A 10125-nucleotide genomic window follows, 5' to 3' on the forward strand; every position below is an offset into this window, starting at 1 on the left:
ATCATGTCCTCGATCAGCTGGTTGACCGGCACCTGGGCGGTGTCGTGGGAGGTGACCCACTGGCCGTCGCGGAGGACGACGACGCGGTCGCAGATCCGCGCGATCTCCTCGAGCCGGTGACTGACGTAGATGAACGACACGCCTTCCCGGCGGAGCGCGTCGATGCGTTCGAACAGGTGGTCGGTCTCTTCTGCGCCCAGCGCTGCGGTGGGCTCATCCAGGAGGAGCAGCCGGGAGTTGAAGGCCAGGGCCTTGGCGATCTCCACCTGCTGCTGGGCCGCCACCCGCAGAGTGCGGACCGGTCGGTTCGGCGAGACGTCGAGGCCGAGCCGTTGAATTTGTTCCTGGGCCCTCCGGTTCATCTCGGCGCGGTCGAGGCGCCCTCCCTTGACGAGCTGTCGCCCGACGAAGACGTTCTCGGCGATCGACAGGTCGGGCAGGAGCCGCATCTCCTGGTGGATGAGGCTGATGCCGACGGCGAGGGCGTCCCCGGGTGACCGCGGGGCGTAGGGGCGACCCTGCCAGGTCATGGAGCCGGTGTCGGAGGGGAACACCCCGGCGATGATGTTGGACAGGGTGGACTTGCCGGCGCCGTTCTCCCCCAGCAGGGCCACCACCTCGCCGGGACGCACGTCGAGGTCGATGTGGTGGAGGGCCTGGGTGGCGCCGAACCGCTTGGAGACGTTGCGGACCACGAGGCCCGCCTCCTCGGCGGAGCCGCGGGAGGCCACGACCGCGTCAGTTGTGTCGACCATGAGATTGCTCCGTGGTGTGCATCCGATGGGGTGATGGCCGTGTTGGTGGAGCGGCTGCCCGGCTGCTGGAACTCACGGGTGGGTGTCGAGGTACTCCTGCGCCTTCTGCTGGTCGTCCTTGGTCAGCAGGAACGCCTCCTGCAGTTGCTGAGCCGGAACGTCCTGGCCGTTGACGAGGTCGCAGGCGGACTGCAGCGCGAGGCGACCCATCTCCTGGGTCTGCTGCACCATCGTCGCGTCGATGGTGCCGTCCTTGACTGCCTGGATGCCGGCGATGTCTCCGTCGAAGCCGACAATGAGGACGTCCTGCGGAACGTTCGCAACGCTCACTGCCTGCGCGGCACCCAACGCCATTGCGTCGGCCTGCCCCCACATGATGTTGATGTCGGGATTGGCCTGCAGCATGTCCTGCGCGACGGAGAAGGCCTTGTCCTGCGCCCAGTCGGCCGTCTGCTGCGCGACGACCTCGATTCCGGGTGCGTCCTGTAGCGCCTCCTCGAAGCCGGTCTGCCGGTCCACTTGCGGAGTGGTGCCGATCTGCCCCTGCAGAATCGCGAGCTTCCCCTGCCCCCCGGTCTGCTCGACGACCCAGTCCCCCAGGGTCCTGGCGGCGGCGACACTGTCCGTGGCGATGAAGGTCGCCGCCGGGGCGTCGGGGGCGTTGCGGTCGACAGCCACCACGGGAATGTTCGCCCGTTCGGCAGCCTCCACCGGAACACCGGCCGCCGTCGCGCCGGCAGGGATGTAGACGATGGCCTGCACCTGCCGCGAGATGAAGTCCTGGATCTGATTGACCTGCGTTGCGGAGTCACCTCCGGCGTCGGAGACCTGGACCTCCATCCCGAGTTCCGCTGCCTCGGCATCGACGGACTGCTTGATCTGGTTGAAGAAGTCGGCCTGCAGGTTGGCCACGGCTAGACCGACCCTGATGCCCGAGCAGCCACCGCCTTCGCCTCCGCCACCACCGGCAGCACTCTCTCCTCGATTGCACGCAGCCAGGCTCAGTGCCAGAAGTACCGCGGCAGCGGCGACGCCGGTACGACGACGATCCATGTCATTGCTCCTCGTGTCTTGGGGCTGCAGGTGCAGGTCGGGAGATGTCAGTCGGATCGGCGTTGGAGGACATCGACCATCACGGCGAGGGCGATGACGACACCGATCACGATCTGCTGGACGAACGGCGAGACGCTGAGCAGGTTGAGTCCGTTCCGGAGGACGCCGATGATGAGGACACCGACGACCGTGCCTGGGACTCGGCCCACGCCACCGCTGAGGCTGGCGCCACCGATCACCACCGCGGCGATGACGTCGAGCTCGAGGCCGACCGCGGCACTGGGCTGAGAAGAGTCGAGCCGGGCGGCCAGCACCACCCCGGCAAGGCCCGCGAGAAGCCCGCTGAGGACGTACACGCTGGTGGTGACGCGCTTGACCTTGATGCCGGCGAGCCTCGCGACCTCCGCGCTCCCGCCGACGGCATACACCTCACGTCCGCCCGGCCGGTAGCGGAGGAATGCCCACCCCAGAACCAGCAAGACGATGAGGACGAGTGCGGTGATGGTGAGGAACCCGAAGTGCCGTTCGGTCGACAGGGCAGTGAACCAATCGGGATAACCGACGATCTGCTGTCCGTCCGTGATGACGTTCGCCGTGCCCCGGGCGATCGAGAGCATCGCCAAGGTGGCGATGAACGGTGGCAACTTGGTGACAGTGACGCCCAGGCCACTGACCAACCCGCACAGGCCGCCCACGAGGATGGCCGCGATGATGCTGAGCCACAGCGGCCATCCGGCGTTGTGCGACGTCCAGCCGAGAACCATCATCGACAGGGCGAGCACCGCCGCGACTGACAGGTCGATGCCCGCGGTGATGATGACAAAGGTCATCCCCAGCGCCAGGATCCCCAAGATGGTGACCTGGTCGAGGATGTTGAGCAGGTTGTTGGCCGTGAGGAAGAACGGCGTGGCTATGAAGAGGGCGACGCAGAGAACGACGAGACCGACGAGCGGGCCCCCGGTGCCGCTACCGAGATTCCGGACCCACGCCGGAAGCCGAGAACTGGGCTCCGCTTTGGTTGTCGCCGTTGCCGGTGCTTGGGTGGCGCTCACTGGAGGCTCCTGTCGTGTGATTCTCAGCGGAAGTGACTCGCCTGGGAGTCATCGTCTGCGCCGCAGAAATGCGTGGGACCTAGTTCATGAACATTCCGCCGTCGACGTTGATCGCCTGGCCGGTGATGTAGTTGGCCGCGTCTGAGGCGAGAAACAGGACGAGCTCGGCGACATCGTCACTGGTTCCGGCGCGCCCTAAGGGGATGCTCGCCACCCATTCGGCCATGAGCTCGCCTGGCTCATAGGAGCCGAGCAGGCGGCCCCACTCCCGATCGTTGTAGTCCCACATCTCACTGCCAACGATCCCAGGGCAGTACGCGTTGACCGTTATCTGTTCCTTCGCGAGTTCCTTGGCAAGACTCTGCGTCAGGCCGATGACGCCGAACTTGCTGGCCGCGTAGTGAGGCGTGTAGATGAAGCCTTGCCTGGCCTGCCCCGAGGCGGCGTTCAGGATCCGTCCGCCTCCACCTTTCTCACGCATCAGGGCAACCGCCGCCTGCGCACACAGGAACGCGCCCGTGGTGTTCACGGCGAGGACGCGGTTCCAGTCCTGCAAGGTGAGCTCTTCAAGCTTGCTGATGGTGATGATGCCGGCATTGTTGACGAGCACGTCGACCCCACCGTGCCGCTCCCGGACCGCAGCGAACACCGAGTCGACCTCGTCCTGAGATGTGACATCCGCAGTAAGTCCGACCACATCTGCGCCGGATGCGCCGATCTCGGCCGCCGCCCGCTCTACGAGGGGATTGCGATCAACGAGAGTGACCGCGGCGCCTTCACCGGCGAAACGCTGGGCAATGCCACGGCCGATGCCGTGCGCTGCCCCGGTGACGACCACTGCCCTTCCCGTGAAACGCTGCGTCTGCGTCACGTACGGACTCCCTTGTCCCACTCAGCACGGTGGCTACGTCTTCAAGCGGTTGACGCGGCGGATTGCAGCCGCGAGCGGGCGACGGCGTCGTGCCAGGCGTTGCGGCGCCGTGTGCGGTCAGCGTCATCAGTGCGCGGTTCGAACGACTCCCGATTGCGTTCGAACCCCCGGATCTCCTGCGCGGTCCAGACACCGGAGGACAGGCCGGCCATGTAGGCAGCACCCAGCGCAGACAAGTTCCCGGCGAGCGCCCGCACCACAGACCGGCCGGAGGTGTCCGCCTGCAGCTGCATGAGGGTTGGGTTGGCGGTCGGGCCGCCGTCCACGAGCATCGTCGGGACGGCCCCGACCTCGCGCTCGACCTCGGCGACGACGTCCTCAACCTGGAAGGCGATCGACTCCAGCGCAGCGCGGGCCAGATGGCCCTGGCCCGTGCCGAAGCCGAGGCCGGACAGGATCGCCACGGCACGGTCGTCCCACCACGGAGCGCCGAGACCCGTGAAGGCGGGGACCAGGTGAACACCCCCGCTGTCGTCAGCGGCGTCGGCCGCGAGCTGCCTGGGCGTGGTCCCGAGCAGATCGGCCAACCAAGCGACCGTCGCCCCGGAGGAGCGGATGTTGCCCTCCAGCGCAAAGCTGGGCTCGTCGGTCTCCCACGCGATGCAGCGACACAGGGCCTTCGATCCGACCTCGGCCTGTTTGGTGATCCCCATGATGGACGACCCGGTGCCGTAGGTCGCCTTGACCTGGCCTGCTTCCCAGGCACCGTGCGCGAACAGCGCCGCATGGGAGTCGCCCAGCACCCCGGTCACCCGGACGTGCTCGCCCAACGGCTGCAATCGCTCAGCCGAGGTGAAGGGCCCGGTGGACGGGACGACCACCGGGAGCACCTCCTCGGGCACCTTGAAGAGGTCGAGGAGCCACGGATCCCACGTGCGCCGGGCGACGTCGAGCAGCTGCGTCCTAGACGCGTTGCCCGACTCGATGACGTGGTCGCCGCCAAGACAGGCGAGGAGCCATGAGTCGACGGTTCCCAGGCAGAGCTCTCCCCGGCGACTGCGACTGCGGTCGGCGTCGTACTCGTCGAGCAGCCAGGTCGCCTTCGACGAGCTCCACATCGGATCGAGCGGCAGCCCGCTGGTCGACCGGATCCGCTCGCCGTAGCCGGCCGCCCGGAGTTCGGTGCACATCGGGGCACCCCGCCCGTCCTGCCACCCCAACACCGGCCCGAGGGGACGGCGCGATTCCCGTTCCCACAGCAGCGTCGATTCGCGCTGGGTGCTCAGACCGACGGATGCGACGCTGCTGGGGTCCTGACTCGCCATGCAGTCCGTGACGGCGGACTGGACCGACTCCCAGATCTCCAGCGCGTCTTGTTCCGCCCAGCCGGGATTCGGATGCGCCTGCGACAGGGGCACAGCAGCGCTGGAGACGATCGCACCTTGGCGGTCGACGAGGACGGCCTTCGTCGCACTCGTGCCCTGGTCGACAGCGAGGACGGTGGTGTCAGCGGCCATGGTCCAGCACCTGGCGGACCGCGGTCACGATGCCGTCGACGGTGAGTCCGAAGTGCTCGAGCAGGTAGCCGGCGTCTCCGGTGGGCGCGAAGACGTTGGGGACGCCGAGGATGCGCATCGGTGTCGGACGCTCCTGCGCCAGGAGGCTGGCCACGGCCGCCCCCAGCCCTCCCGAGACGGTGGCCTCCTCGGCGGTGACCACTCCCCTGGTCTGCATCGCCGCTGCCAGCACTGCTTCGGTGTCGAGCGGATGCACGAAGGTCATGTTCAGCACCCGGACGCCGACACCCTCGGCCCTCAACTTGCGGGCGGCGTCGACCGCGCGCGGGACGAGCGTGCCCACGGCGAGCACGGCCGCGTCGTCGCCCTCGGTGAGCTGCACCGCCTTGCCGGCCTCGAAGGCCGCGTCCTCGGGAGTCGTGGCCGGCACCTTGAAGCGGGGGATGCGGAGGTAGCTGCCACCCTCCTGCGCCGCAGCCCATCGGACGGCGTCGCGGGTCTGCGCAGGGTCGGCGGGCACCACCACGGGCAGACCCGCGATGGCCCGCATCCACGAGAGGTCCTCGATCGAATGATGGGTCGGACCGAGTTCCCCGTAGGCCATCCCGGGGCTCTGACCGCACAGGATGACCCGGAAGCCGCTGTACGCGACATCCGCCTTGATCTGCTCCAGCGCCCGTCCGGTGAGGAACGGACCGGCCGCGCTGACGAACGGGATCATCCCGCCGTTCGCCAGGCCGGCACCGACGCCGACCAGGTCCTGCTCGGCGATACCGACGTTGATGAGCCTGTCGGGGAACTCCTTCTGAAAGCCCCCCAGGTTGCTCGACCCCACCGAGTCGTTGCACACGGCCACGACCCGCTGGTCCTGCCGAGCCATCTCGATGAGCGCCTCGGCGAAGGCCCTCCGGCAGTCGTAGGTCTCGACGTCCGCCGCGCCGGGACCCGTCAGCGGCTGGTCCTCACCGGACTCCAGCCCGATCTCGACATCCGGCAGGACCGCGTCGGTAGGACGGTTCATCGACTCAGCTCCTCACGTGCGATCTGGACCTGCTCGGCACTGGGCACCTTGTGGTGCCATTCCGCGCGGTCCTCCATGAAGGACACGCCCTTGCCCTTGGTGGTGTTGGCGATCACGCAGACGGGCCGATCCGTGCCCCGCGTGCCGATCGCGTCGAGCAGCTGTGCGAAGTCGTGGCCGTCGATCTCGCGGACCTCGAACCCAAAGCTGCGCCACTTGTCGGCAAGCGGCTCGAGCCGCTTGGTTTCTTCCGTCCGCGCCCCTTGCTGCAGCCGGTTGCGGTCGACGATCGCCGTCAGGGCTGAGAGGTCGTAGTGGGCGGCAGTCATCGCCGCCTCCCAATTGCTGCCCTCCTGCAACTCGCCGTCACCGAGGACGACGAAGGTGCGCCGCGGCGACCCTTGGAGTTTCGCTGCCAACGCGTGTCCGACTGCTACGGGAAAGCCGTGCCCGAGGGGACCGGTGTTGGTCTCGACTCCCGGTATCTTGTTGCGGTTCGGATGACCGTTCAGCGCTGAAAGCGGCGCCATGAAGGTCGCGAGCTCCTCCTCGGGGAAGAAGCCGCACACCGACAGGGTCGCGTACAGGGCTCCGGCGCTGTGCCCCTTGCTGAGGATGAACCGATCACGCTCGGGATCCTGAGGATTCTGCGGATCAACGGACAGGACGGCTCCGTAGAGGGTCACCAGGATGTCAGTGACCGAGAAGTCACCCCCGATGTGGCCGAGCCCGGCCCGCTCGATCATCCCGAGGTCCAGCCGGCGAACGGTTCGCGCCATCTCCGTCAGCGCGTCGACCCTTTCCGAGATCTCCGCCTCGGCCAGCCGGCCCCGCAGTTCCCGGTACGACTGAACAGCCTGCTCGTCCATGGTGAGCGTCATCGCAGATCCATTCGTGGTGCGTGTGTGCAAGCAATGGGGTGGCCACGGGACAGGCCCGTCGATTCACGACGTAGCGGTGATGCCGCACGAACACACGTGGTCGTTCACGTGCGATCACCTCCGTCTGCAACGCCGGAGTTCCTCCGAGGACCAATGGCTGAGGCACCCTCCGCTGCGGAGGTCTACCGAGCGGGCGGGATGCGCCGGGTCGACCGCGACCAGGCCTCGTCGATCACTGTCACCTCCAGGCCATCGGTGGCCGTTGTGATCGGCCTCACAGGGCCACTGTGGCTGGGGCGCAATGACCACGAAAGCGATCTGTCCGGAATCGGTCACACCGGTACGGGTGGCGGCCGGCGAGCAGAGCAGCTCACGGTCGTCACGGCCAGCGACGGCCTGACAGTGCGCTGCCGCCGGGCCGGAGGAGCCGCAGCAGCAGTGCCGGAGCGCCACTGGTCTTGCCCGTTGTCGGTGGGCACTTGCGCCTGTGGCCCTGTTGAGGCTCACGCCGTCCGGGCCCTGAAGGTGGAACCGTCGACGCCTCAAGGCCCTCCTTGATGACTGTCCAACGCTGGGTTCCTGGACAGTCAGCAGGCGTGGCTACGCCGGTGTCCGCGGGTCCAGGTGCGATGCCCGCGGGAAAGGGCATGAGCTGACCGAGCTTTAACCGGCGCTCGACACGGTGGAGGAAGGAGGTGCCGCGATGGCCGTCGGCGAGCTGGTTGTTGTCGTCAACCAGGCCCGGGGGGTGAGAGGCGACGCGACCGCGTCAGCGCTGCTGACGCCGCTACTGCGGAGCCACGTGCACCGATGGTCCGCGACACCAGCGGATTCGTCCGCCCGTGGACGACGCTCTAGACCTCGACCGGCCGAGGATCCCGTTCTCGACGTGCGACGACGACGAGGGCCTGCGGGCGCCTCCACCGACCCTTCGACGTTCGCGATGGCACGACGACCCCGGTCCGTCACCAGCCGCCGAGGGCTCGCACCCCGGCGCCAGCCCGGTAATGCAGTCGACCGAAGGCCCATCTGACCTCGCGGCCGCGCGATGGCCGTCTACTCACGGGTGGGATGACCCAGTTCTCAGCTGGCTCCGCCAAGGACACGACGCAGTGACCGTGCACCCCGCGCTCTTCGGCGGGGCCCCAAGAACGACCATCCTGGCCCGGCACAGCAGCCGCCTGTGCACACAACGGTGCTGTCGCGCGCCAAAAGGGGTGGGGCGGCCAGCGCCGTGACGGCGCTGCACCGGCGGCGGGGCCTGCGAACCCCTAGTCGTGATGCTCGACCGACGTTGTCGAACTGGTAGAACCGGTGACCTCGGCCTGCCTCGCCTCCCGTGTTCCCGTGATGCTCAGGCCGAACGGCTCCAGGCGATACCTACGATCCGGGTGAGCGGTGATCAGACGCATGCTGCGGACACCGAGATCCGTCAGGATCTGCGTGCCGGTTCCGTAGTCCAGATCGTCCGACGTGGCGCTCGCGTCCTCGGGCTCGAAGTGCCCCAGGGTCGGGTGGTCCGCAAGCGGCACCTGGTCGGCTTGGGGACGGACATAGACCAGCACACCGCGCCCCTCGGCCGAGATGATGGAGAGCGCCCCCTGCAGCTTCTGTCGGCAACTGCAGAGCTCAGATCCGAAGACATCGCCCAGGGGACACTCGGCGTGCACACGTACCAGCACGTCCTTCCCCTCCCCTAACTCTCCGTGGACGAGGGCCACATGCACGGACGTGTCGACCGTGCTGCGGTATGCGATCGCGCGAAAGCTCCCATGGACCGTCGGGATGACGCTGTCCGCTACACGCTGAACCAGCGTCTCGTGCGCCAAGCGATAGCGGATGAGGTCGGCGATCGACACCAGCGGCAGTCCATGCTCGTCGCAGAACTCTCGGCACGCCGAAGCGTCCATCATCGAGCCGTCGTCATTGACCAGCTCACAGAGGGCACCCGCGGCTGGCAAGCCGGCCAACCGCACCAGGTCCACCGCGGCCTCCGTGTGACCGGGCCGGCGCAGGACTCCCCCGGGAACCGCTCGCAACGGCATCACGTGACCGGGCCGGGTGAGGTCCTCGGGAGTCGTGGCCGAGTCCGCCAGCACCCTGATCGTCGTGGCGCGATCCTCGGCCGAGATGCCTGTGGCACGGACGGCTTTGGCGTCCACCGTGACCGAGTAGGCCGTGCCCTTTCGATCCTCGTTCACGACCGTCATTGGCGGTAGGTGCAGCCGGTCGAGCTCGGAGCCGGTCATGCCGACGCAGATGAAGCCGGAGGTGTGGCGGACCATGAAGGCCGTCTGCTCCGCGGTTGCGGTCGAGGCCGGAAAGATGAGGTCTCCCTCGTTCTCCCGTCCCTCGTCGTCGACCACGACGACAGCCTTGCCCTCAGCCAAGGTCTTTATGGCCAGCTCGATGGGGTCGAGGTGCACGAAACCCGCATCACGGCTCGAACTCACAGATCCACCTTCGGTCACAGCAAGGCCGGCATGTGCCGGCGGGCAGATGCTCGACCCTAACTGCCGCCGTTCGAGAGGCGTTCCCAGCCCAGTTCGTCAACGCACACCGGCCGCGCTGCACGGCGGTGACCCACCGAAGACTGTCCGGCGGCCCGCTGGTTGTGCTCCGGCAAGCCGCCTGCTGCGGCGAGGTGCCCACGTCGGCCTGAGCCAAACTCGACCGCGCTTGCGGATCCCTGGACGATTGGCAATCCCCCGGCGTCGGCGCGCGGCCCACTTCGACGCCATCCCCCGTCCAGGCCGCGGCCGCCGGGCCACGGGTCGAGGCGCGCCCGCAGACACCGGAGAGGACAGGATCACGAGCCGACACACCTCACGCCTCCAGGGCTGCGAGCGGCGCAGCCCCACCAGTCACGTGCCGTGGATTCACCACCGCCCGCGCTCGACCTATGCGAGTCAGCGTGCCGTGGCGATCGCAGACGAGCCGGCATCAACGGCGAGATGGTGCACCGCAGCAAGCGC

Annotated in this window: 8 protein-coding genes; all 8 read right to left on the reverse strand. The window is 68.0% G+C overall.

The window, feature by feature from the left end:
- A partial coding sequence (locus VN520_RS33285; protein WP_325750671.1) for an ATP-binding cassette domain-containing protein occupies positions 1-755 on the reverse strand: 755 nt, incomplete at its 3' end.
- Positions 756-827: 72 nt separating this feature from the next.
- Positions 828-1808, reverse strand: a complete 981-nt coding sequence (locus VN520_RS33290; protein ID WP_325750672.1) for a sugar ABC transporter substrate-binding protein — start codon at positions 1806-1808, stop codon at positions 828-830.
- Positions 1809-1855: 47 nt separating this feature from the next.
- Positions 1856-2860 (reverse strand): ABC transporter permease, encoded by a 1005-nt coding sequence (locus VN520_RS33295; RefSeq protein ID WP_325750673.1) that lies wholly within the window; start codon positions 2858-2860, stop codon positions 1856-1858.
- Between the two features lie 79 nt (positions 2861-2939).
- The gene (locus tag VN520_RS33300; protein ID WP_325750674.1) at positions 2940-3731 is read right to left on the reverse strand and encodes a glucose 1-dehydrogenase; all 792 of its coding nucleotides are present in this window, start codon (positions 3729-3731) and stop codon (positions 2940-2942) included.
- A 41-nt stretch (positions 3732-3772) separates the two neighbouring features.
- The gene (locus VN520_RS33305) at positions 3773-5248 is read right to left on the reverse strand and encodes an FGGY-family carbohydrate kinase (protein WP_325750675.1); all 1476 of its coding nucleotides are present in this window, start codon (positions 5246-5248) and stop codon (positions 3773-3775) included.
- A complete protein-coding gene (locus VN520_RS33310) occupies positions 5238-6269 on the reverse strand; it encodes a transketolase family protein (protein ID WP_325750676.1) in 1032 nt (343 codons plus the stop codon). Before VN520_RS33310 ends, VN520_RS33305 begins: the two co-directional genes overlap by 11 nt.
- Positions 6266-7138, reverse strand: coding sequence for a transketolase (locus VN520_RS33315; protein WP_325750677.1), 873 nt, complete (start codon positions 7136-7138; stop codon positions 6266-6268). The genes VN520_RS33310 and VN520_RS33315 overlap by 4 nt, the downstream gene beginning before the upstream one ends.
- 1283 nt (positions 7139-8421) lie before the next feature.
- Entirely contained in the window at positions 8422-9603 is a 1182-nt protein-coding gene (ribB, locus tag VN520_RS33320) for a 3,4-dihydroxy-2-butanone-4-phosphate synthase (RefSeq protein WP_325750678.1), read from the reverse strand.
- Positions 9604-10125: the final 522 nt, after the last annotated feature.

The organism is Streptomyces sp., from assembly GCF_035563135.1.
GTDB lineage: Bacteria > Actinomycetota > Actinomycetes > Streptomycetales > Streptomycetaceae > Streptomyces.

What these genes read in the sequence shown, in the direction of transcription:
- VN520_RS33310 (WP_325750676.1), bottom strand. Translation starts at nt 6,269, where the DNA reads ATGAACCGTCCTACCGACGCGGTCCTGCCGGATGTCGAGATCGGGCTG.
- VN520_RS33315 (WP_325750677.1), bottom strand. Translation starts at nt 7,138, where the DNA reads ATGGACGAGCAGGCTGTTCAGTCGTACCGGGAACTGCGGGGCCGGCTG.
- VN520_RS33305 (WP_325750675.1), bottom strand. Translation starts at nt 5,248, where the DNA reads ATGGCCGCTGACACCACCGTCCTCGCTGTCGACCAGGGCACGAGTGCG.
- VN520_RS33290 (WP_325750672.1), bottom strand. Translation starts at nt 1,808, where the DNA reads ATGGATCGTCGTCGTACCGGCGTCGCCGCTGCCGCGGTACTTCTGGCA.